The sequence below is a fragment of the Bradyrhizobium vignae genome (assembly GCF_900324035.1).
GTDB classification, from domain to species: Bacteria; Pseudomonadota; Alphaproteobacteria; order Rhizobiales; family Xanthobacteraceae; genus Bradyrhizobium; species Bradyrhizobium vignae.
Window position 1 is genome coordinate 6,581,320 of sequence record NZ_LS398110.1, and the last position, 22,769, is coordinate 6,604,088.

At 57.7% G+C, this 22,769-nt stretch carries 20 protein-coding genes; 5 read left to right on the forward strand and 15 right to left on the reverse strand.

Features of this window, described 5'->3' with window-relative positions; translation table 11 throughout:
- Nucleotides 1–13: 13 nt before the first annotated feature.
- Nucleotides 14–277 carry a hypothetical protein gene (locus tag BRAD3257_RS39445; protein WP_145987060.1) on the forward strand — a complete coding sequence of 88 codons (264 nt, stop codon included), beginning with the start codon at nt 14–16 and terminating at the stop codon, nt 275–277.
- A gap of 486 nt (nt 278–763) precedes the next feature.
- Nucleotides 764–2,080 carry a preATP grasp domain-containing protein gene (locus BRAD3257_RS31895; protein ID WP_122405177.1) on the forward strand — a complete coding sequence of 439 codons (1,317 nt, stop codon included), beginning with the start codon at nt 764–766 and terminating at the stop codon, nt 2,078–2,080.
- A 728-nt stretch (nt 2,081–2,808) separates the two neighbouring features.
- Here BRAD3257_RS31895 and BRAD3257_RS31900 read toward each other — a convergent pair.
- The 15 genes from BRAD3257_RS31900 to BRAD3257_RS31965 form a co-directional block, all read right to left on the reverse strand.
- Nucleotides 2,809–3,486 carry a 2OG-Fe(II) oxygenase gene (locus BRAD3257_RS31900; RefSeq protein WP_122405178.1) on the reverse strand — a complete coding sequence of 226 codons (678 nt, stop codon included), beginning with the start codon at nt 3,484–3,486 and terminating at the stop codon, nt 2,809–2,811.
- A gap of 6 nt (nt 3,487–3,492) precedes the next feature.
- Nucleotides 3,493–4,638: a GFA family protein gene (locus tag BRAD3257_RS40635; protein WP_244607776.1), complete on the reverse strand. Its 1,146-nt coding sequence runs from the start codon at nt 4,636–4,638 to the stop codon at nt 3,493–3,495.
- A 56-nt stretch (nt 4,639–4,694) separates the two neighbouring features.
- A complete protein-coding gene (locus tag BRAD3257_RS39450; protein WP_145987061.1) occupies nt 4,695–5,039 on the reverse strand; it encodes a hypothetical protein in 345 nt (114 codons plus the stop codon).
- A 322-nt stretch (nt 5,040–5,361) separates the two neighbouring features.
- Entirely contained in the window at nt 5,362–6,204 is an 843-nt protein-coding gene (locus tag BRAD3257_RS31910) for an electron transfer flavoprotein subunit beta/FixA family protein (protein ID WP_122405180.1), read from the reverse strand.
- 574 nt (nt 6,205–6,778) lie between these two features.
- Nucleotides 6,779–8,611: a nif-specific transcriptional activator NifA gene (gene nifA, locus BRAD3257_RS31915; RefSeq protein ID WP_122405181.1), complete on the reverse strand. Its 1,833-nt coding sequence runs from the start codon at nt 8,609–8,611 to the stop codon at nt 6,779–6,781.
- 185 nt (nt 8,612–8,796) lie between these two features.
- Nucleotides 8,797–9,633, reverse strand: a complete 837-nt coding sequence (locus BRAD3257_RS31920; protein ID WP_122406867.1) for an SDR family NAD(P)-dependent oxidoreductase — start codon at nt 9,631–9,633, stop codon at nt 8,797–8,799.
- 621 nt (nt 9,634–10,254) lie between these two features.
- Nucleotides 10,255–10,455: a hypothetical protein gene (locus tag BRAD3257_RS31925; protein ID WP_122405182.1), complete on the reverse strand. Its 201-nt coding sequence runs from the start codon at nt 10,453–10,455 to the stop codon at nt 10,255–10,257.
- Nucleotides 10,452–11,561 (reverse strand): nodulation protein NodZ, encoded by a 1,110-nt coding sequence (locus BRAD3257_RS31930; RefSeq protein WP_122405183.1) that lies wholly within the window; start codon nt 11,559–11,561, stop codon nt 10,452–10,454. The genes BRAD3257_RS31925 and BRAD3257_RS31930 overlap by 4 nt, the downstream gene beginning before the upstream one ends.
- Nucleotides 11,562–11,830: 269 nt before the next feature.
- Nucleotides 11,831–12,619 carry an ABC transporter permease gene (locus tag BRAD3257_RS31935; RefSeq protein ID WP_122405184.1) on the reverse strand — a complete coding sequence of 263 codons (789 nt, stop codon included), beginning with the start codon at nt 12,617–12,619 and terminating at the stop codon, nt 11,831–11,833.
- 3 nt (nt 12,620–12,622) lie between these two features.
- Nucleotides 12,623–13,543 (reverse strand): nodulation factor ABC transporter ATP-binding protein NodI, encoded by a 921-nt coding sequence (nodI, locus tag BRAD3257_RS31940; protein ID WP_122405185.1) that lies wholly within the window; start codon nt 13,541–13,543, stop codon nt 12,623–12,625.
- Nucleotide 13,544: 1 nt separating this feature from the next.
- Nucleotides 13,545–15,254, reverse strand: coding sequence for a nodulation protein NodU (nodU, locus tag BRAD3257_RS31945; RefSeq protein ID WP_122405186.1), 1,710 nt, complete (start codon nt 15,252–15,254; stop codon nt 13,545–13,547).
- Nucleotides 15,255–15,267: 13 nt separating this feature from the next.
- Entirely contained in the window at nt 15,268–15,897 is a 630-nt protein-coding gene (gene nodS, locus BRAD3257_RS31950) for a nodulation methyltransferase NodS (RefSeq protein ID WP_122405187.1), read from the reverse strand.
- A gap of 11 nt (nt 15,898–15,908) precedes the next feature.
- Nucleotides 15,909–17,285, reverse strand: coding sequence for a chitooligosaccharide synthase NodC (nodC, locus tag BRAD3257_RS31955; RefSeq protein ID WP_122405188.1), 1,377 nt, complete (start codon nt 17,283–17,285; stop codon nt 15,909–15,911).
- Between the two features lie 16 nt (nt 17,286–17,301).
- Nucleotides 17,302–17,961 (reverse strand): chitooligosaccharide deacetylase NodB, encoded by a 660-nt coding sequence (nodB, locus tag BRAD3257_RS31960; protein ID WP_122405189.1) that lies wholly within the window; start codon nt 17,959–17,961, stop codon nt 17,302–17,304.
- Nucleotides 17,958–18,587, reverse strand: a complete 630-nt coding sequence (locus tag BRAD3257_RS31965; protein WP_122405190.1) for a NodA family N-acyltransferase — start codon at nt 18,585–18,587, stop codon at nt 17,958–17,960. Before BRAD3257_RS31965 ends, nodB begins: the two co-directional genes overlap by 4 nt.
- A gap of 836 nt (nt 18,588–19,423) precedes the next feature.
- Here BRAD3257_RS31965 and nodD1 point away from each other — a divergent pair.
- The 3 genes from nodD1 (at nt 19,424) to BRAD3257_RS31980 (ending at nt 22,769) form a co-directional block, all read left to right on the forward strand.
- On the forward strand, nt 19,424–20,368 hold the full coding sequence (nodD1, locus tag BRAD3257_RS31970; RefSeq protein WP_122405191.1) for a transcriptional regulator NodD1: 945 nt from the start codon (nt 19,424–19,426) through the stop codon (nt 20,366–20,368).
- A gap of 633 nt (nt 20,369–21,001) precedes the next feature.
- Nucleotides 21,002–21,973, forward strand: coding sequence for a transcriptional regulator NodD2 (nodD2, locus tag BRAD3257_RS31975; protein WP_122405192.1), 972 nt, complete (start codon nt 21,002–21,004; stop codon nt 21,971–21,973).
- 586 nt (nt 21,974–22,559) lie between these two features.
- Nucleotides 22,560–22,769 (forward strand): lipocalin/fatty acid-binding family protein, encoded by a 210-nt coding sequence (locus tag BRAD3257_RS31980; RefSeq protein WP_162500426.1) that lies wholly within the window; start codon nt 22,560–22,562, stop codon nt 22,767–22,769.

Below are 22,769 nucleotides of genomic sequence, written 5' to 3' on the forward strand. Positions count from 1 at the left end.
ATGGAGCAGCAAGTTGAAAGAGCCCGACGGGGTCAAGAAGGTCCTGTTAATCGATCATATTGAAGGCCAATGCCGTTGCATCATCGGCTTCAAAGATGGAGACGCCAGAGAGGCCTATATGTGCGGCGAGCCTGTATATCAAAGACGCGGCAAGAAACTCTCTTCATGGTGTGCCTACCACTACGGACAGATGCACACGGCCGCCGCCCAGCAGAACAGAGAGAGTGATCAATCGGCCGCGAGCCCTCAAGCAGTATCCATTGTTCGCAACCCATGAGAACCATCAAATGCCGCGTCATCCCAAGGCACAAGGGCAAAGCATGTGATCGGGGCCTCGCCAAGCAATTCTGGGCTGAGGCGAAAGCAACTCGCGGCAAGAATACTATGCGGGCCTGAGTCGCATGCATAACGAGCTTGATCTCTGCCGCCTGATCGACCGAACCGGTGTGCATGCTCCGACAAACCTGCGATCCATTTCGAAGGGCACTCTCAGCTTCGTCAGCCTCAACGGAAAGACTGAGCGGATCGCTCGCTCCTTCAATCAGCGCGGCGTTCAGAAGGGAGACCGGATCGCGATCCTCAGCATCAGCAGGCGGAATTATCCAGAGCTGCAATGGTCGATGAGAAAGCATCGACCTATCCTCTCTCGGAGCGGGACGGCGCCAAATCAAACTTCGCTTAGTGCTCACCAAGACGTACCAAGTTCACCATTATTGGCATCACGATCCCTGTCTGATCGCGCCCAAATGCCCGGAGGTCGCGCATGCCGCGGATCCTGATCATGAATGCCGGTACAGCTCAAATGTCCGGCGTCGATCTGACGCGAGCTCAACTCTCGCTCGCCGCCAATTCGGCATACCGTTCGGCGTGGTTTGCTCATGAAGGTGACCTGATAGTGTCCCCGGTAGACATCCCGGCGGATCTGCTCTCCTTCATTGGCGCGACGCTCGATTTCGACGCATCGAGTCTCTGTCTCCTTGTACCTGAAGGTGGCCGCCAATCACCGGTCCTTGATGATGGCACACTTCTGTCTAAGACTGTTGTTGAGCGCATCAACAGACATATTCGTCAGAAATCAACCTGGCGATTATATCCCTGTTACTCTACCGAAGGTGTCGCACGCCTGGCGGCCATGTTGGGCATACCGCAGACCGGCGGCGACTTCGCTCTGCAGCGAGGGCCTGATCTGTTGAACCGCAAGAGCCACTTCCGTCAATTAGCGACAAGCGTCGCACTTCCGCTGCCCAATGGTTCCGTCACGGCAGACCCAAACGAACTATCTAGAGCTGTTACTTCCCTCAGAGCCGAGACTGGCAGCGTCATTGTAAAGCTGGACAATGGAGCTGGTGGAGTCGGAAACGTCATCCTGACCGGCAACGAAAGCGATCCACTACCGGGGGCAAGAGATACCCGGCGAATTCCGTGGCCCTCGTTTGATCCTGATGCGCTTTGGTCTGAGATGACAAACGCATCTTGTAAGACGCTGGTCGTGGAGTCGTACCACCGGGCCAAGTCATTGTTCTATCTCGAGTATGAAATTGAGAATGATGGTTCAATCGTCTTCACGAACAGTGGAAACATACGTCTGCGTAAAAGCGCCGATCGGTCCGAAAGAGCTCTGATCTGGACAGGACTTGAGATTCCAAGCGACCTGGGGAACGAGCAATGGCTGATTGCACAGGCGCATGCCTACCGATTCGTGGCGCTTGCGCGAAACCTGGGATATCGCGGAATGATCAACATTGACGCCATTTTCGCGGATGACGGACGGCTGCTGTTTAATGAAGCGAACGGCCGCTGGGGTGGCGGCTCGGTATTACACAGCATTGCGGTCCGGCTGCTGGGCTTCGACTATTCCGGTCGCAATGTTATTTTATCCGTAAGAAATGTTCGATCACGATCCCTCCAAACAGCGTGTGAGCGTTTCAGCCAGGACGGATTTCTGTTCGACCCCACACGCAAGGAGGGCGTGATCCCGCTTGCCTCCGACGCAGAGGTTGGCACGGTGGAGTGCCTTGTGATTGCGCGCAATAGGCCGGCGGCCCGCGACCTGGAGCAGCGGCTACTGCGAATGGTTTGATTGAGATCCCAGCGAATATATCTTCAACCGCTCAATTAATCCGAACTTGTCCCTGCTCGACCGCGTGGCAAGGATGCGCCGACTTGATGAATAGAGACTTGCATCGGCAGGCCGCCACCTGCATTGGCGATCTCCCGCAACTGCTGTTCGAAAGCCGCGGCATCTGCCGACGAGGAAACCGACAAGTTTTCTTGCGGGCTCCCGCTGCCCGACTGCTGGAGCCCCCCGAGTTCAGGTAAAGTCCATCCATTCTCTCTGTCGAAATAAATACTTAGGACTCGGCTGACGCAGGACGGTCGAGCAAAAGGCCGAGCGGGATCAGGGAGCTTCAGAAGAGTCTTCTCTTCTGATGGCCGTTCCAAAGACCCAGTGCGCGCAGGTACCGTCCCAAACGGGCCGAGCATTCGGCTGTTTGCTAGGTCTGATTGCTGTGGAGAACCTTACGACAATACAGGGCTTCCTACGCGAAGCGCGAGTACACGATAGCGCGCGCCGACACACCTCCCGGTTTGACGCAGCGACGATGGCTTGCCGCAGTTACTCTGAGCAACCTCGGCTAGGATTACGCGTGGTGGCCTTTACAGGCATCAACGATTGCGATGACTTCCGACCGGCATTTTGGCAGCCTTTGCGAGGGATCGTCTGAGCACAAGAAGGCCAAGCTACCCCCTCTCCTGAGAGCTCACCCCTTACCAACTTCATTCAAAAGCAATCTCAGCCACCCCACCTCACACGCCAGCGGTAGAGTTTTCGATGATCCGGCGGTTCGCGCCGCTGCGTTTTGAACAGAAGTAGACCAGCGATCGGCGTTCGCCGGACAGCACAGGCTTCACCTCGTGCCGCAGCTTACATGTGGTGACAAGCACGGCGCCAAATGGCGGTCGGAATACCTGGTGTTCGTACCCGCTAGGATATACCACGAACTCACCTCCCTCGAAGTCCCTCGCCAGCTGCACAATGACCGCGTACTCGAAATCCGGATCGCTCGCAGCATCCAGATGAATGCCAACAAACGAACCAGGAGGCATCCGATGCGTTTGGCACCGGCGAATCACGTAATCCGACGTTGCTCCCAAGATCTTTCTTAGCGCGAAGCTGCGGTCTTTCCTTTCCAGCAGTTCCATGATCTGCCCTGGAGCTGCACCGCTCACATCGCTAGGAGCGCGGCCGGGCGGGTCGACCCTCACGCGTTTGACGAAAACATTGTGCGAGTCGCCGGCATCTCCCTCCCTCACTTCTTCTTCGGGAATCTCAGTCTGCAGCTGATCGATCTTGGCCAACTCATCTTGGGTGAATAACATCTGGGGGCCGATCACCACCGTCCCCTTCACCAACAGCTCAATGCGGTATTTTGTCAACGCTTCTTCTGAAAGCAGACGAGACTTATCATTCATTGCGCGCGCCATTCGAATTCACTCCAGGGTTTCATGTTCGATGCAGGACTCCAGGCCCCGGTGCATCGAGCCAAATGCTTGCTCCCAATGCTCGCCATCGAACTCGCTTATTGTTATGCGTTCGATGGTCCTGTCATCCAGGCATCGAATATTCACGCTGAACCCGGCGGGGTTCGACCGCGGCCTATAGAATGGCTTTACACCACAAACCCGGCAAAACGTGTGCCGAGCGATGTTCTTGTTGAACTGATACTCCGTCAGAAATTCTTCGCCGCACTCTATTCCGACCTTATTGTCAGGTACGAGCAAGTGCAGAAATCCTGACATTTGGCAGATTGAGCAATTGCATCGAACTGCAGAGAGCTCTCGCGGTGCTTGGACGTAGAACTTGACAGAACCACAATGACAACGGCCACGGTGTTCGATCTCCGAGTGATCATCTCCTTCGAGTGAGGCAATTTGGAGCAGATCGCAGCACCACTGAAAGCTAAGCCGATAGGCTCGATGGAATTCATCCCAAAAGCGAGCGCTACAGTCAGGAGGGACAAGTTCGCCAATGAGCCGGCTTGTCATTTCTCCGTGATACTTCTCCGCGGGATCTTCTCCGCCGACATGGCTACGGAAGTACTCCAGGTCGTCAGGCCGCGCCTTAAAGGTTTTGACGAGAGTCGTCCATAGCGACTGGATCATGTCCGCAGCATGTAGCTCAAAAGCGACCATGTGGGCGCAACGCACTAAGGGATCTTTCGACGACAATCCGGCATAGAGAGAATGCAGATACCGATTGGTCGCGGCGCTGTAGTTGGGTCGTATTGCTCTGCGGAGGAGTTGCGACGCATCTTTTCTAAACAGGTTTGAGTGGAAGTTCTCAGTCACGAGAATATCGGGTAGCGCCGCCTTGCCGCCCTGGAGAATTTGGCCATAACCGCCCGTCTCATCCCAGCAGATGAAATTTGCGACCACGCTGGTCAGTTCAACGTCCCTCGCAATATCCCGATTGTGCTTCATTGCATCGAAAATGAGATCCCGTTGCGACCCCGCCTGCAGGTACGGGAACGCCTGTGACATCGCCAGATATTCAGGCAGCAGGTTAGCGACCTGGTCCTCGGACATCTCCGCAGCGAACGGGTGCGGGCCGAACAGGGCTCGCGCCTGCTCAGACAAGTACTCGCAGCATATCTGCGGAGGCTGATCGGGTGTAAATCGAGATGCTCGAGATGTCATTTGACCCCTGGCGATGAGGAGAGAACGATCGTTAACGGCGCCACTTTGGATCCGGGCCGACCATTGGCGACCGCGAGTTCGTCAGTTTCGATGGGCTTGTGATCGCGTTCACCATCCAGGCGCACTTCTTGGTGGCCACCTTCGCGGTAGCAGACAGTGCCATGCTCAGTCCTGCTCACGCGCATCGAAGGGAACGCGTAGGTCAACTGACGGGCGATCAACACGGATTCCGGTTTACGAAAATCCCGGTGCCGCGAATTCCCGGCACGGTCAGCATTCGCTTGCAGAGTCATGGTGAAATATTGCGCCGCGCAGGCCCTCGCGGTTGCTGCTCCTGCCATTTGATCGAACTGCTAAGAGCTTCGTACAGCATTGCAAGGACTATCCGCATCTACCTGGCCGTGGGGCCTTCGGGGGCAAGCTGTGCGAAATGCCGGCTGCCGGCCGGCACACGCTTCTCAAAAAGGGACCGCCCTAGCGCCACTACGCTGCCTTCTTGCACGCTTAGAGCAATCACCGTGCCAACTCGTGCACTCACTCCCAGTCTGAATGCTTTGACAAACTCTCGCGACCGACTCCTCATTGCAAATGTATTGAACCTGACACGGCCGCCAGACAGCAGACCGCGAAAAGCCAGCCGCCACCCAGAATGGGCTCTCCAGATCAAGCGTCACGGACAAGTGCAGCAAGATCGGTTTCGAGCTTCGGCTGACGCTTGAAGATTGCGTCTATCAACGCCTGCGCCGGCTGCTCGCCGGCCTCGACCAGCGCTGCCTTCTCAGCCCGCGCAGAGGGAGCGAACACTCGCTTGACGACGGTCGGCGATCCCTTGAGGCCGCATTTGGAGACGTCTTCGATACCGGCATCGTTTGCGCTCCATTTCACGATTTGGGCACGCGCGGCACGCAAGGCATCCGGCATCGCGCCGCGCCGAATCTGATTCGTTGCCTCCAGCATTGTGATCAGACACGGCAGCCTCGTGTGCAGCACCTGAACACCACCTTCGGAGCGTCGTTCCGCTTCAATTGTATGGGCGGCGAGATCTAAGGATCTGACCTTCGCAACATAGGTTAGCTGCAATACGCCCAGTCGCTTTGCGATGCCGGGCCCAACCTGCGCCGTATCGCCGTCGATGGTCTGCTTTCCCGTGAAGATGAGGTTTGTCGGGCCATATTCGTTGCCGATTTTTCGGATGGCTGTTGCAAGTGCATACGTTGTGGCCAGGGTGTCGGAGCCGGCAAAGCAGCGATCGGTGAGTAGGACGGCGCGATCGGCGCCGTAAGTCAGCGCCTTTCGCAAAGAATCTTCCGCCGATGGCGGTCCCATTGTAAGCACCGTAATTTCGCCGCCGAACCGATCGCGCAGCTCCAGCGCGGCCTCGAGGGCGAAGAGGTCATATGGGTTAATGATGGTCGGCACTCCCTGACGCATGATTGTATTGGTCACGGGGTGCACGCGGATCTGCGCCGAGTCCGGAACCTGTTTGATGCAGACGACATTGTGCACGGTGTTGCTCCAAAAGCTGCGACAGCTGCGGAGAGCACAGCAAGTGTTGTACCATCGCCCGCCCTTTTGGGATCGACTTGCCATCACAGAGGCTTAGACCGGGTGATGCGCCCCTCTAGCCCGCTTCCCGACGAACGAATGCTAACATAGTCAGGACTGCGACAGCGCTTTCCGCAGGGCGCGCGAGCTGAGCGAGGCCAGGATGGCTTGCGACAGATTATCGCCGCCAATCACCAGCGGCCGGCCGACCGGTTTGACGTCCAATGAGCATTGCCGCTCACTAGTCCGAGCTTGATCGACGAATAAGCATGACGCTTGTTAGATGTTCAGCAACCGACTGTTCGCGATTGCATGGCCCGCAGGTGACGCTAAGTATGTCATTGCGAGCAAGTCCTCCGTCATCGAACCAGGTGAGCCCGCCTTTCGACAGCAGACCCGCAAGCGTGCGCGGTGACGCTCGGGGCCAACTCGCCCCGTGGGCTGACCCATTTCCTTCAGACTGCGATGAGATTGCCTATCGGAGATAGTCCTCTTATAGCTATTTGGCAGTAGCAGTTCCCACCGATGTCGTCGTTCAGAACCGCTTTATCTCGATTCCATATTTCCTCAGCGCGTAGCCAATCTGGCGCGGCGTTAGTCCGAGCAGGCGCGCTGCTTTTGCCTGCACCCAGCCAGATCTTTCCATGGCCGCAATGACCCGTTCGCGATCGGCTATCCTCGCGCCACTAACGAGAACTGTGCCAGGAGGCCCCAGTGAGGCCAGTTCGCCGCCAACAGACTGGATCGGCTGGGTCGGCTGGCTCGGCTGAGCTAGCGGAATGGTGGACTTTGCGGGCACCGATGGCATGGGTGCGGGTTGGTCTGGTCTCTCGTCCGACGTGCCTTTCCACAGCATCGCAGATAGGCACTGGCCGTGGCAGCATGCAAAGTCACTTCTCACGATCGATGATCCGGCGCACAGAGTCGCTGTACGCTCGATGCAGTTCTCGAGTTCGCGGACATTTCCCGGAAAGCCGCAGTTCATCAGTACATCGATCGCACTCGCCTCCAAAGTCAGCGTACGGCCGTTCTCGTTATTAAAATTTCTGAGGAACTCCCTGGCAAGCAGCGGAATATCACTGCGTCTTTCGCGCAGCGGTGGCAACAGTAAGGGAACTACACTGATGCGATAGTAAAGGTCCGCGCGAAACTCGCTCCTTGCGACAGCCTCTTCAAGGTTCTTGTTGGTCGCAGCTATTACTCGAACATCGACCTTAACAGTCTGGTTACTGCCGACGCGCTCGAACTCCTGCTCTTGCAGAACGCGCAGCAACTTTGCCTGGAACGAAGCTGAGATCTCGCCGATCTCGTCAAGAAACAGCGTTCCTTTGTCAGCAAGTTCGAAGCGCCCCTTGCGCGAGCTGAATGCACCGGTAAAGGCGCCTTTCTCATGTCCGAATAATTCGGATTCCAGGACAGTCTCAGGAAGCGCCGCGCAATTCAGCTTAACGAACGGGCGCCTGGCGCGGGACGATGATTCGTGAATGGCCTTGGCTACGAGTTCCTTTCCGGTACCGGATTCGCCACGCAGCAGAACCGTGCTGTTAGATCTGGCTACAACCGCAATCTTCTCGAGCAGCCCGCGCAGGGCCGGACTGTCGCCAATGATCCCATGGGCGTGTAGCTTCTTGCGCTCCCGAGCCGGTTGCCTGAGCTCTAGTACTTGCTTTTGTAGCCGGTCTTTCTCCGCCATCAGCCGTTCGCGATCGCAGGCGAACAAACGATGTAACTTCACTGTTTGTCCCACCAGGTTGGCGATCATGGCGAGCAGTCGCGCATCGTACTCGAGCCCGAGGCTCGACCTATCGTCGCGGATCCGGTCAACCGTCAACGTACCCACGACCTTCAGATCAATGCGAATCGGAACCCCGATGAACGACACCGGGATATCATCAGAGGCGCCGAGCACTTCCCGGTCGGCAGCGCTGAATACCGGCTCGGCGGCCACGTTCTCGACGACAAGAGGCCTGTCCGTCGCGATGATCCGGTCGATTGCCTTCCGCGGCAGTCGCATCCGGTAACGTTCGTCGCTGCCTTCGCTCCAGCCCGCGCCCACTGTAATGTCCGGCATGCCGTCGTCATCGAACAGTGAGACAATGCCGTGTCGTATCTGCACAAAAGACTGCAGAAGACCAACAACGTTGGCCAACGTGAGTTCGAGCCGACAAGGAGCGGTGAGTATTTTCGATATTTCGAAGATACCGGTGAGCGCGCTCTCACGCAACGGCTCCCCCGAGAGCTTACCTTCCGGCTCAGGTTGCGAGGCAGGTCTTTCACGTGAGGAAGGTATATCCAGCATGAGGCGGGCTCCGTTCTCTTGATCATCCTCCCTGGTACCTTGTCCCGGTTGGCGAGCTTCGTTTTGCATGTCACTCTCGATCTAACGCCAAGTGTTGACGAGATGACATAGAACCATGACACCTTTTCATGGCACGACGGTAAACTTACGGTGTGCATTCATTTCATTTTTGCGGATTGCGTGCGCGTCGTCAGCGGAGAACATAAGCACCGCTGCTGCAGCTCACGTCAGCTGCGTCGCCAAGGCCGGCCGATTCACAGATGTTGCCCACCATTGATCGGTACCTCGGCCCCCGTGACATAGCTCGCCGCATCCGAGCACAGGAAGAAGATGACCCTGGCCACTTCATCCGGGGTTCCCACTCTGCGAAGCGGGATACTTGACACGAGACGCCCTTCTGTGTCGGGCGACAACATGTCCGTCCTGATTTCGCCGGGCGCGATCGCATTCACGCGAATACCATGCGGCGCATAATCGTGGGCCATTTCGCGTGTGAGGCTCGCAAGCGCAGCTTTCGACGTCGCATAGGCACTGCCGGCAAACGGGTGCACCCGCGAGCCCGCAATCGAAGTCACATTCACGATCGATCCTGACGCGGCTCTTAGCTCGTCAAACAAACCCTGCGCCAACAGGATCGGGGCCACCAGATTGAGATGGAACACCTTCATCCAGATCTCGATTGACGTCGTCAACGACGTCATCCGATCGCCAGCGGGCGTTTTCGGCGAGACACCGGCATTGTTCACTAGCGCGTGCAAAGGTGCACCGGCCAAGCGTTTCTTGACCTCAGTGATCGCGCGCGGCAGCATTCGATGATTGCTGAGGTCGATCTGGAGATGATCTTCGTTCCCTGCCTCCCAGGGGCATCGCTCGTGGTCGAACGGTTGACGCGCGCAAGAAATGATGCGCCAGCCCGCCTCCGAGAACAGCTTGGCGGTGGCATGACCAATTCCGCGCGATGCGCCGGTGAGTAACATCACCTTCTGTTCTCCGCCCCGAACACGGGCTTTATGGGCTTGAAGGGGGCAACCCAAATTTGCTTCGGGCACCGGGCCTTTGATCAGATCGTCATTTGGCAGATCCAGACCCACGCTCGCCTCCTCTCCTGCTGCGCGACGCACGCGTAGCAGGATTTGGGCCACTGCGATGCATGTAAATCGGCTTCCGTTTTGCGTCCTAATGTCGCGCACAGCCAATGCTTGTCGGGTTCAAGACACGTTGCGTGTGCCTTGTGACAGCGATGGTGCATCAGCTACGCAATATCGCAAGCACATTCGCCTTCGAGAAGGCAACGAGCCGCACTCTCTTGCTGATCGCACAACCGGAAGACCAGCAGATGGCCAACGCCTCTCGTCGAGGCAACGAGAGATCAGGATAGCGACTGCGGTGAGTAGCCGCCTCAACTCAAAAAGCTGACGTCACCAGCTTCTACGTTAGGTTCGTCGGCAACTGATGCGACTTCATGGCTCCTGTTCTGTGTCCAGCGCTGGCACATCGCCCCGCCGATTCGTTGCGGACCACCACCCGGCGTACTGAATTTCTCCTCAAGACTAGTGGAGCTCGAGAGCGCCCGTCCGCGCCAGCGAGCGCCGACCGCCAAGAGGGAACTCGCCGGCTGAACGGAGACCTTTCGCATTTTCATCCGCGATCGACCACCGATTAGCTTCGACTTGCGAGCTTCCGAGGCGACGACAAAGACGTGTTCCCCCTGTTTAACGCGGCGGCGTCACGCTAAGGTCATTGTTCTCGAGCTTCAGCGGAAGACACTCGCACCCCGCCTCGTTCTGGTCTGCGGTGGAAGTTGGCGACAGAGCATCACTTTGGGCAGACAATTGCCGCCCCGAAAAGATCTGCCAATATTGCTGGATGCAAAAAGCGACAATCAGATCGATCAGCCTGGCTACGACTTTCATGAAGCCACGAACTCTTGCGAGGTTTCTTCAATCAGGATCAATCGACTCGGATCGTTCAAATCGAATTCTATAACGCGTGGGGCAAAGAGACGCGCATAGCGCGTGAAGGCGCTTGTCGGGGGAAAACGGATCACGGTGTCGCAGCGCGCTAGGAGATACATATCAATGAGGGCGGAAAAGCCGCCCTCGGCTCCGAGCCCGGCCTTGTGCAATGGGCCGGCCTGAGGTGCCTGGAACCGTTTTGGGATCGTCCAAACATCGGGAAATATAGTCGAAACCTTCTCGAGGACGATTGCGCTGTCCGTGCACAGGAAAGCCTTCACGGGTTTTGCGTGGGATAACCCCCTCGCCTTATCAATGGCATTACAGACCTGTCGCAAGGCGCGCTCCGAATCAGCCCAGTAGGGAGCATGCCCCATAATATCCTCGCCATTGCCATGGCGGATATGGATGCCGATTACGCTGTACGATTCAAAGTGCTCGCGGTAGATTGCATCGATCCGAGCCTGAATTTCAGGTCGTGGCTTGATACTCCGAAAGATTTCTCGTTCGGCCTCCTGATCGCAGCGCCACATCAGGCAGGCGTCACATACAACCGTGTTAGCGTCACTATCTTTCTGACTTTGGAATAGTTGATCGAGTTCGTCGCGTTCCCGGAAAATCTGCTCGTCCGGGCGATAGACGCAATCGATGGATGGTTTATTCCACCAAGCCGGGAAGAATGGTCCCGGAAATGAACACTTATTGATCTCGTCGTCGCAAATCACCCGCACGCCAGCAATGCCTTGAACGGGTTCGAAGAAGACTGGAAAGGCATTCGTGAATGGCTCATCGAGGTAACAAGATCCCCGCCAATCAATGGCTAGCGTCCGTCCTGTCTGCTTTGCAAAACGCCAGGCTGCCGCCAGTGACCACAGGCAATCGCCAAACCCCGTACGCCGCCGGGAAACTACGAATCGTTCATTCCTCAAACCGCTAAGCATCTGCATTGCCTGTTCCAGGCCTCCTGTTTGGACAGAAGACGTCACTGCAGACGTCTCACGCATCTCGTCCGACGCCATGGCCTGAAATCGCGGTGCCGGCGAACTACGTCGGTAGAACTTCATATCAGCGATATCCCTGGTGCGCCGCGTTCTTTCAAGTTTGCGTTTCTTCAGCGGCGTAGCGTCGACGTACCGATCTCAGTCGGATGCAGATGCCGCCCTGTGCGTCGGATGGCCTGGCCGCCCTCACATGCGGGCGATAGCAGCGAACGTACGACAACCCTCAAGCCATGCAGCAGCTGCTCTGGCAGGTTGAATAGCCTCGAGCTATCGCAAAAGAGCATCGCGAGATGGCATCAATTCACTTTTCGGCGTTTTTGCGGAATTTCATGTCAACGCAGCAGGCGCCGCCGAAAAAGTACTGTCGACACGAAGAAGGGCAATACCGCGTACAGGCAAAGCGCACCGACATGCAGCGCAGCGTCGCCGACGCCGCGCTCAAGCATCACCGGACGAATGAGGTCGACCGAATGCGCGAGCGGCAACAAGCCGGCGAAGTGCTGAAATGAGCTGGGCAGTTGGCTTATCGGGAAGACCGCGCCACAAAGAAACACCATGGGCGTAAGAATGAGCGACTGGTAAAACACGAAGTAGTCGTAAGTTGGCGCAAGAGCTATGACGACCATTGCGAGGCTAGCAAAGACAAGGCCAGTAAGGGCGACTGTTGGTATCGCACAGAAAATGGACGTCCAGGATGCATAACCCAGCATGGCAGCCACAATCCCAATTGCTGTCCCGGCCAGAACGGACTTACTGGCCGCCCACACCAATTCACCTAGGACGATATCGCCAAGCGTGAGCTGCGTGAACAGGATTGCCTCCCAGGTGCGTTTGGCGTCCATGCGAGCAAAGGCCGCATATAGGGTTTCAAAGGTCGCAGATGTCATGGCGCTGATCGCGACCATACCGGCTGCCAGAAAAGCGATGTACGAAGTCCCCTCAACCCGGCCTACGATGAGCCCGAGGCCAAAGCCAAGGCCAAACAGATTGGTTATGGGATCAGCCAGGTTACCGAGAAGCGATGCAAGCGCGACTTTCCTCCAGGCCAGGAAATTTCGACGCCATACCGCGATCCAATTGTACGCGTTAGCTGGCATTACCGCGGCATAACCTTCACCCATCGCTTATTTCTCCATCTCGCGCCCGGTCAACCGCAAAAACACGTCCTCGAGATTGGGCGGTCGCTGCAGAACGCGAAGGTCCGCTCGCCCGCGCAGGTGCACGCGTATCCGCTCCGGATATGGGGCATAACAAAAAAGGGTTTCTCCGCTCACTTCGATGTGCCGCGCATAGGGTCTGATCATCTCACGAAGCTGACGTGGATCACCGCCATAGATTTCGATCACGTTGCAGCCGATATGCTCATGGATCAACGCGTCCGGCTTGCCTTCGGCGATCTTAGATCCACTTTCAAGCACGCACAGCCGATCGCACAGGCGCTCGGCCTCTTCCATGAAGTGAGTGGTCAAGAGGATCGTCTTGCCACGCGCAAGCAGAACTCGCAGGCGTTCCCAAATCAGGTGACGTGCATGCGGATCCAGACCAGTCGTCGGCTCGTCCATGACGAGTAGATGTGGATCATTAATCAGGGCACGAGCCAGGGTCAGCCGCCGCTTCATGCCACCGGACAAGTCGGAGACGCGCACGTCCGCCTTGTTTTCAAGGCGCGCAAACTCGAGCAGCGAGGGCGCGACCGCCTCGATCTCCTGAGCGCTCATGCCGAAGTAGCGACCAAACACAAGCAGATTCTCCCGCACGGTGAACTCGAGTTCAAGGTTATCGAACTGCGGCACCACGCCGATGCGCACCCGCGCCACACGAGCGCGGGACGGCACAGGCTCATTGAGGACCGTAATCTTGCCTGCGTCGGGCGCAATCATGCCGAGGAGCATACGCGCAATCGTGCTCTTACCAGCTCCATTTGGCCCAAGCAGGCCGAAGCATTCCCCGCGCGCAACCGAAAACGACAGTTCATTAACGATGACCTTGTCGCCAAATGACTTTTTCACATCGGCAAGGTCGATCGCTACCGTGGACATGCTCATGCTAGGCCGAAAGAAGTCGTTCAGCAGGCGACGGTTTCTCAACAACCGTTTTGGTCCAGAGCTGGCCGTCGCACCACACATGCTCAACACGCCCCCATTGGCAGGCGGCGGCAGCATCCGGGAAGAATCCTCGTCCGTGGAGGTTGGCGCTCGTGTTGCAGAGTAGCGGAAGTCCCGTGAGTTGCTCAAATTCGACGAGAAGCGCGGCGACCTTGTGCGGAGAGTTTCGGGAGATTGTCTGCAGCCGCGCCGAGCCGTCAAGATGGACCACAGCGGGGACCTTGTCGCGCCACTCCGCCCGGGTCTGGTGATCGAACAGCATGTAAGGATCTGGCGTACCTGGGCTGAACATTTCTGGCGCTCGGTCCTCCAGACAGATGGGCGCCACCGGCCGGAAGTGCTCTCGACGCTTGATGTCGTTGAGATGATCCTTCATCGCCGGCGACGTCGGCGCTGCAAGAATGCTTCTGCCGCCCAACGCCCGCGGCCCAAGCTCGGCGCGCCCGGAAAGGAAGACGACCGGCTTGTTGTCGGCGAGAATCGCCGCAAGTTCACGCAGACTGCATGGCGCCGCCTCCCAATCCGGCGGAAGCTCGCTGTCCTGCAGGTCCGGGCCACTGTAGACTGACCATTCCAATGGCCCGAAGCCATTTTGCGCCGCCATCGCCCCGCAAGCGGCGCCGATCGCCGATCCGCTGTCATTCGGGAACGGCGGCACCCAAACATCATCGAACAATCCCGTCGCACGAAGCGCGCTGTTCCACTTGATATTGAGGCCGCAACCCCCGGCGATACATAGATTTCGCGCTCCCGGAAGCGACGAGTGTCGCAGCAGAACCATCGCCATTTCCTTGACAAGAAGACGCTCCACGAACACATGAAAGGACGCAAGGACGTCCTCCGCTCGCTTGTCCGTCAGGCGCAGCGCGCTTGCCTCGAAGAAGTCGTGCAGTGCCGCGAGAGAGGATTCCGCATTGTTGATGTCAGCGCGGTAGCGACGGGCCTGCTCGGTGTCAGCGGCGAAGCGCTTTTCATAGAGCTCCTCAAACACCGCCACGATGCTTTCGTCGACAGAGCCAAGCGCGATGTAAGCCATCAGCTTGCCGGCTATGCCCAAATCCCAACTCGAGCGATTCGGTTGCCTGTAAGGGCCGAAGTGAAGGCCCGCGGCGGCGTAGGCATGGCCGATCATCGGAAATAGGGATGCAATGAGCCGCGCCCCCCGAGGTTCGACATAGTAAAGACGTGGAAAGATGCAGCCATCCCATACCAGACAGAGTGCGGGTTTTCCCGCGCTGGCAAAGGGACTGGTGCTATACGCTGACGCGACGTGGCCCGTGACGTGCGGGTAGCTCTTATATGAAAAGACCTTGCCTCCAAGGATCAGGCCAAAGCCGTCGACGGACTCAAGAAGGCCCTCAGCATGGCGCTCGACATATGGCGCCCCTTTCAGCGCGATCGGCACAGCGCCACTTAGGACCTGGAACTGCGACTCAATCTCGCCATCCCAGCCGTCGATGACGAACTGATCGATATCCCGCGGATCCAGTCCATGCTCCGCCAAGGCGAGCACGACTGCATCGAGATTCTCGACGGATTGGTAGCGTGGACCGTTGCCGCACTTTTCTTGCTCGATGCAAAAGACAAGCCGCCCGTCCTCGACGACGGCAATTGCCCCGTCATGTGTTAACTTGATACCGCAGATGCGCATACGATCCCCTGGTCTAGTGACCGACGTTTGATTGTTCTGACGAGTGACCCGGCTTTCGGAACCGAACGATCAAGCAGTCTTCGTTGACCGATTCGGTGCGGCAGTGCAGTCGCTCGACCTCCGATAGGCTCTCGGTGAAGAGCGCGATCACCGTTTCGGCACCAGCCGCATGACCCCACCGTTGACATGTGGCATCACGTGCGGACCCGAAAATCAGAGCTCCATTTGGAGCGAGCATACTCACCAGGTTGCGGATAGCCGCATGCATCTCGACAACGTCCTTGAGGTAGTAAAGAACCTCGGCCACGACGATCAAATCGAACTGCTCAGTGGTTGAGAACCGCTGAATGTCGCAGACCACCCACGTGATATTTGACCGCTTCGACGTCCGTCGTCGCGCTCGCTCGATGGCCTGCGGCATGACGTCGACCACGGTGAGTCGCTCGCATAGCGGCGCCAGCATGTCGGTGAATGCGCCGGCTGCACATCCAACTTCGAGGGCACGCGCAACATTTACATTGCAACGCGACATCCGAAGCATTTGTGCGTATCGCTCCTGCTCGAAAGAACTACTGTCGAGGCGCCATGGGTCGTCGACAGCCAACTCTCGCTCTAATAGCTGGTGACTTGCGTCCGGAATCATGAGCCAATCACCTACTTGCAGGCCGTCGAACGATCGTGAGCGCAAGCACTCTTCGTTGCCGTCAGGGTCGATTCACTGGACGACAACCCCGCCTTGCGAATTGTTCCAGACATTCCCCATTTGCTCGCAGCACTTCGTCCAGCGGTCGGGTGCAGGATGACAGACTGCTTTTCCCCTTCGGCCGGCACATTGGTGACCTTGCGCGATAGCCAATCGCTGTTGCTCAATGTACAAAGCGCATAGGCCTTCAATGGAAGTAAGAGAAAGATATTGATCGGTGTGTGGAGCGAGAAGCCGAGAAAGCGCAATTCGCGCGCACGAAGGGCCGCCACACTGCACCGGACCATTGTCATTGCTGCAATCGTCAATCCCGTCCACCAGGGCACAGAACCGACGATCAGGAGCTGTGCAAGCGCTGCCAGTGATGACAGGGCGAGAAGCAACGGGCCGAGATTTTGGCCGATAACGTCTAGCGTCAGATAGCCATCGAGCTCCGGCAGCAGGCGCAGTGCAAGGAACGTATCCCGGAAGGTACTGCGCGCCCAGCGGAGTTGCTGACGTAGATATGGCCCTAGGCGGTCCGGGACGACTGTTGCTGCGATCGCGTCCGAGACGTATTCGGTTCGAAATCCCGCCTTGAGCATGAGGATCGTTAGATGGCGATCCTCGCCGAAATCGCTCGGCTTGCCGCGAAAGAATTGCGCCTCGTATTGATCAAGAAGCAAGGCGAGCGCGGAGCGACGATACATGGCACATGGGCCGCAGCAGCACATGACGGCACCGAAACGCGCCTGCGCCGCGCGCTCTTCGTTGCATGCCAGCCAATATTCCATATCGATCAGCCTGGTCAGCCAGGTTTGGCTGCGATTGCTCGCTATCAACTGACCCATGGCCGCACCGATTTGCGGGTCATGCATCTTCAATACGAGCTTGGTAACGACGTCAGCGGCAAGTATCGTATCCGAGTCGACGTTGAGGACCAGGTCACCGGATGAGCTGCGTATTGCGGCGATCTGGGCCTTGCGCTTTCCGACGTTCTTTGCCAACAAGATGATGCTGAACCTCGAATCGTTCGCATAGATTTTGTGTATAGGCGCGACAAGGTCGCGATTTGCAGATCCGTCGTCGACCACATAGACCTGTAGCTTTCCCGTGTAGTCTTGACTCGCAAGCGACTCCAGACATTGGGCGAGCGTGACTGGATCCTCGTTGAAGCATGGTACGATGACGTCTACACTGGGAAGGACCGCCTCCGATCGTCCCAGGTTGTCCTGCAGCGATGGGTTCGTCGCCGGTTGGGCATATAGCGCTTGCGCGCTCTTGTATATCGTCGAGAGCAGCGCATAAGACGAAACAGCGGCAGCACTGGTTGTAGCGAGCAGGTCCATAGGATGTTGGTTCTGTTCAGTGAAGTTGAGGGAGTGGACGGATTACAAACCCGCGCCGTTGTAGTGCTGGGATCAGATGTGACAGCGCCATCGTGGTCTGATCACGCAGCGTGGCAGCAGTGCAAAGTCGCTCCTCATCAGGCGGATATCCATCGTGCAGGAGCACAATTGCTCCCGGGCGAACGGTCGCCAGTACTGAATTCACAATTCGATCAACCCCGGGGCGTGACCAATCTCTGGGATCGACCGACCAGTGCACAGCTGTGAGACCAGCGCTCGCTGACGCAGAGAGCACCTCTTGTGTCCACATGCCGTAAGGTGCCCGCATGTGTCTGGGCGAAGCCTGCGGGCACGCCGAACGGATCGCCTCGCTCGCCGTCAGCACTTCGTCGCGCACCTCCGCTGGTCCGCATCTGGATAGATCCGGATGCGTCATCGTGTGGTTCGCAACCTCGTGCCCTTCCGCGATCATTCGCCGAATGAGTTCAGGTTGTTCGGCCGCATATGTGCCAATCACGAAGAACGTCGCCGGAGCTTGATGTTTCGCCAGGACATCGAGCACCTCTGGCGTGCAAAATGGATTGGGCCCATCATCAAAGGTTAAATAGACGGGGCGACTTCCGGTCACGTCAGCATAGTCGCAACGGACAGCGGATAGGGGGAAACACTCTTTCACAACTCAGGCCCGTTCCGATCGATTATCGTCCCGGCGGGCCACTCGCTTATCGCGCGTCCAACCGGGAAAACCACCACGATCACGTCTTCGATGCGGATCGGCGACAGATTGGGGTAGACGTCCGGATGCGTGGAGCGGACGCGAATGCCAGACATCAGGGTGGCGAGCCCCTGCCTTGCGACCAGTCGGGTCATATGTTTCGCAAGCGCAGGCCGAACCGTACCAAAACCGAATGGAACCCCAAGCTCATGCAGTATCGGATACGTCACGCGCATTGCGTGGCTGATTCCCAGTCCTTCGAGGTCCGGGCGCACCGCATACAAGCCGAGCTCGGCAACGAGTAGATCGACCCCACCAATCTTGATGAAACGGCGTAGTAGCCCGACATGAGCAGCTACCCCGCGCGCGTCATAACCGATGATGCGGACCTCAGGCCTCGCCCCGGCCCAACTGCGGTTGCCTTCAAATGGCTGCGCATTGAACGCACCGGTCGGCCCGTAACTGTTGCGGAAGAACTCGGCGAGTTCGGCATGATCGGTGAGTTGCAATTCGCTTTCCCACCGACGGCTCCACTGCACTTGAGAGCGTGCAGAAGGAGCTTCCGTCCGTGATACGGCAATGTTCATGCCGGGTTTCCTTGCGCCAGTGGAATTATGAGCGGAGATGGTCACGTGAACTCCCTAATCGCCGAACCACTGATCAACACTCAAATGCGCTGCCACGACCCGCCCAGAGCGCGGCACTTCTCGACTCCACCGCGCCGTGCGGCTTCGCTCGCGACGAAGCGATCTCATCGTTCGGACTCGTCATTCGGCCAATGCCCCGCGCGAGATATCCCGGAAGATGCCGACGAGGCGATTGGACTAGCCACACTCTGTTCGCCCCACGGAGCTTTTCCGCCTCGGCTCGCATCGCTGTCGACGTTTTGACGTCTAAGGGCAGGCCTTCGATCCGCGGAGCCTCATCGAGGGCGCATCCGAGTGGCATCAAATCAAGCTGGTTCTCATGCATCTTCGACACGCCCTGAAATGCGGTGGACAGGCGAGCTATTTGGGAGCCGCCTGAATTACTTGGCATCCGCAATCTGCGTCTGCCGCTCTTTCGGGACACTAGAATGCGGCTAAACGCGCTCTCAAGTGTACGCGGGTAAACCTCCAATATGGAAACGGATGGAACGCGCATACCAAGGTTTACGGAGATCGGCCTGGCATCTCCAGCGAGCGCGCTTCGCACGGAGAAGAAGCGACGCGGCTCGCACGGACCGACCATCGCCATCCTCGAGACGAATGCGCCCGCTGCTCGCACGTCGAGTACTTTTTCTCCGAGCCGGCGTGAATGAGCAGCAGCCATCGTGGTACGACCGATTACTTTTCCAAACTGATGTTTGCTATTCAACATCCCCCAGTTTGGTAAAATCGATTGTTCCGATGGAACACATCCACACGATGGATAGACTCAGAACATGCGGTTCAAGGGACTTGATCTAAACCTTCTCGTTGCGCTCGATGCTCTGATGACGGAGCGAAACCTCACAGCGGCGGCGCGCAAAATTCACCTGAGCCAGCCCGCTATGAGCGCTGCGATCGCGCGGCTGCGCAGCTATTTCCGCGATGAACTATTTACCATGAGAGGTCGCGAGCTCGTCCCCACGCCTGGCGCGGAGGCGCTTGCAGGTCCGGTTCGCGAGGCCCTGCTGCACATCCAACTCTCGATCATATCGCGGGACGCGTTCGACCCTACTCAGTCGAGCCGACGCTTCAGGTTCATTCTCTCCGATTTCATGACCATCGTCTTTTTCCGCAAAATTGTGGACCGCATTGCACAGGAAGCTCCCGCGGTGCGCTTCGAATTGCTGCCATTTTCCGATGAACCCGATGAGCTGCTCCGCCGGGGCGAGGTCGACTTTCTGATTCTGCCGGAACTGTTCATGTCGAGCGCGCATCCTAAGGCGACGCTGTTCGACGAGACCCTCGTATGCGTGGGATGCCGCGCGAACAAGCAGCTCTCCCGGCAGCTTACGTTCGAGAAATACATTTCGATGGGGCACGTTGCGGCGAAGTTCGGACGCGCGCTCAGACCAAACCTCGAAGAATGGTTTTTGCTTGAGCACGGCGTCAAGAGACGCATTGAGATCGTTGTGCAGGGGTTTAGCCTGATTCCGCCCATATTGTTGGACACGGGCCGTATCGGCACAATGCCCTTACGACTGGCCAAACACTTCGAAAAGCGGATGCCACTGCGGATCGTCGAACCACCGCTCCCCCTGCCCGCATTCACCGAGGCTGTGCAGTGGCCTGCGTTCCACAATACCGACCCGGCGAGCATTTGGATGCGGCGGATATTGCTGGAGGAAGCATCCAACATGGCATCTATGCATCAGGAGCCTCCAACTCGCAGGCGCTGCTAGGCTCGACATAGGCCGCTCCACCTTCCAAATACGCTAACGATCCTTCGATCGTGCTCGGACGATTTCGTCACTTCAACGTCTCTGGCGCGAAGCTGCCAGAGACGGCGATCTGCTGCGAAGACTTGGCCCGTGGTGAGCTCCTGGCCTCGCAGCCGAGGTTTGATGCGCTTGCACTGCAAACAGGCGACGCCGGCACTATCGGCAGAACACGCCCTCCTCCAGTACACTAATGTTTAGCTTGGCCGATAAAATGGCTTGAATCGCACACTGCGTCAGGTTGTAGGTTCGCTGCCGTGGCTAACGCTGCGCTACGCGGCCGTCGACTGGGCACTTTGGCGAACTCACCGCACTGGCCGGACACTAGGTTGATCTGCCATTAACCAACTGACCGGGTCCTATTGTGTGGCTCGCCGGAAGCGGCGAGACCGACCAACTTCGGGACTCCTGACGGTTTGCGGCGGCCGCTGGTTCGCCTACTGCCGAGCTCTCCATCGTTGCGGTCATTTCACGAGCGTCTTTTTGCGATCGTGAGTTGGAACGATGTCCATTCGGGCGAGCCAATAGGACCTCTCCAGACGCGGCCGTCATTGCTCGCGGTGGCGTCGCAATTACGTTCACGCCGGATAACAAGACATGCGCTTCAAAGGTCTGGATCTAAATCTGCTCGTCGCGCTGGATGCTCTAATGACCGAGCGCAACCTCAGCGCAGCGGCACGCAAGATTAACCTTAGTCAGCCTGCCATGAGCGCAGCCGTTGCCCGGCTGCGTTCCTACTTCCGTGATGACCTGTTCGGAATGAGGGGCCGTGAACTTGTCCCGACGTCACGCGCGGAAGGACTCGCAGCCCCTGTGCGCGAAGCTCTAACGCACATTGAACTCTCAATTATCGCGCGGGACGTGTTCGACCCAGCTCGGCTGAACCGGCGGTTCAGGATCGGCCTTTCTGACTTTATAACAGTCGTATTCTTTCGAAATGTCGTGGAGCGCGTCGCGCGAGAAGCACCCGCCGTCAGCTTCGAACTGGTGGCGCTCACCGATGAGCGCGATGAGCTTCTCCGCCGTGGCGAAGTCGATTTTGTTATCTTGCCGGAATTATTCATGTCCAGCGCGCACCCCAGGGCGGCCCTATTCGAGGAGAGGCTCGTCTGCGTAGGTTGCAGCACGAATAGTAAACTGCTGCGGCCTCTTACATTCGACCGGTATATGTCCATGCGCCACGTGGCGGTTAAGATCGAAGGTGCGCGCAAGACGCCGGTCGACGAATCCTTTTTACTCGATCTCGGCCTCAATCGGCGCATCGACATTCTTGTGCAGAGCTTCAGCATGATCCCGCCCCTGCTGGTAGGCACAAACCGCATAGGGACGATGCCGTTAGGGCTCGTAAAGCATTTCCAAAGAACGATGCCCCTTTGCATTGCGGAGCTCCCGCAGCCATTCCCCGCCTTCGCTGAGGCGGTCCAATGGCCCGTGCTTCACAATAGCGACCCCGAAAGCCTGTGGATGCGAGAGATATTGTTGCAGGAGGCTACCCGCATGGCGACTGGAGACGAGCCCTCCATCATCTGCGCTTCGGAACGGGCAGATGCTGCCGGAGATTTCGCATGATCTGCCTCGCCGTTTTTCGTAAGGACGTTCGCAAGGTCTGCGAACTTCATATCCCAACGAATGTCTCAGAGCAGACAATTTAGGCTCGCCTCGCTCGAATTCATGATCGCTCCATAAAGATCGTCACAGCGGACGGCTAGCATGATGAGTTGTGTAGGTCTTTCGCACGTTGGCAATCGGCCCGAGGCACGAGCGGCGGTTCAGACTGTTGGCTTGCTTAGAGACGAGGACGTACGTGGCACCGGGCCGCCCGCCGCACCCGCCTCGATACAGCAGAAAGGGCGATGGGCTGTTCTCGTCAACTCTCCGAATCGGTAGGGGCTCCGATGAGCGGAGACGCTTCGGCTTCCTCGCAGTCGTACCATCACGCACTGTGAGCGTGCCGATCATCGATCATGCACATGGCCGCGATCTCTCGTGCTGTCGAAGCAGGAATCGCGCTCGCGTGTTGCCCTGTCGCATCACCTGTGAGCACATCGCATCTTCGTCGCTCCGCGCCGCGGGTCTGACTTCTTTTGGCCCTATCGCAGCCAAACGTCTTGACGACGTGCGCTGCCACGACAATGACAAGCAAAGGAGCTGAACATTGGAGCAATGCAGCGGCGTGTTCGATCCGGAAGAGCTTTCCATCCTGGGAAGCCTTTATGATAGTGCGGTCACCGCGCTACCCCCATCCATGCAAAGTCCGGAAAATCGCACAGCAATCGCCAAGCTCATCCTGGAGCGTACAGCGGCTGGCCAGGCTCAACTGGCATGCCTGACGAACTTGTTGATCACCATTTCCCCCCAGGGTTGA

Coding starts and splice junctions, on each gene's coding strand:
- nodS (WP_122405187.1), bottom strand. CDS start 15,897: ATGATTCCGGACGCAAGTCACCAGCTATTAGAGCGAGAGTTGGCTGTC.
- nodI (WP_122405185.1), bottom strand. CDS start 13,543: ATGAGCATGTCCACGGTAGCGATCGACCTTGCCGATGTGAAAAAGTCA.
- nodD1 (WP_122405191.1), top strand. CDS start 19,424: ATGCGGTTCAAGGGACTTGATCTAAACCTTCTCGTTGCGCTCGATGCT.
- nifA (WP_122405181.1), bottom strand. CDS start 8,611: ATGCAAAACGAAGCTCGCCAACCGGGACAAGGTACCAGGGAGGATGAT.
- BRAD3257_RS31895 (WP_122405177.1), top strand. CDS start 764: ATGCCGCGGATCCTGATCATGAATGCCGGTACAGCTCAAATGTCCGGC.
- BRAD3257_RS31965 (WP_122405190.1), bottom strand. CDS start 18,587: ATGAACATTGCCGTATCACGGACGGAAGCTCCTTCTGCACGCTCTCAA.
- BRAD3257_RS39450 (WP_145987061.1), bottom strand. CDS start 5,039: ATGGCAGGAGCAGCAACCGCGAGGGCCTGCGCGGCGCAATATTTCACC.
- BRAD3257_RS31935 (WP_122405184.1), bottom strand. CDS start 12,619: ATGGGTGAAGGTTATGCCGCGGTAATGCCAGCTAACGCGTACAATTGG.
- BRAD3257_RS31930 (WP_122405183.1), bottom strand. CDS start 11,561: ATGAAGTTCTACCGACGTAGTTCGCCGGCACCGCGATTTCAGGCCATG.
- nodU (WP_122405186.1), bottom strand. CDS start 15,254: ATGCGCATCTGCGGTATCAAGTTAACACATGACGGGGCAATTGCCGTC.
- nodC (WP_122405188.1), bottom strand. CDS start 17,285: ATGGACCTGCTCGCTACAACCAGTGCTGCCGCTGTTTCGTCTTATGCG.
- BRAD3257_RS31900 (WP_122405178.1), bottom strand. CDS start 3,486: ATGGCGCGCGCAATGAATGATAAGTCTCGTCTGCTTTCAGAAGAAGCG.
- nodD2 (WP_122405192.1), top strand. CDS start 21,002: ATGCGCTTCAAAGGTCTGGATCTAAATCTGCTCGTCGCGCTGGATGCT.
- BRAD3257_RS31925 (WP_122405182.1), bottom strand. CDS start 10,455: ATGAAAGTCGTAGCCAGGCTGATCGATCTGATTGTCGCTTTTTGCATC.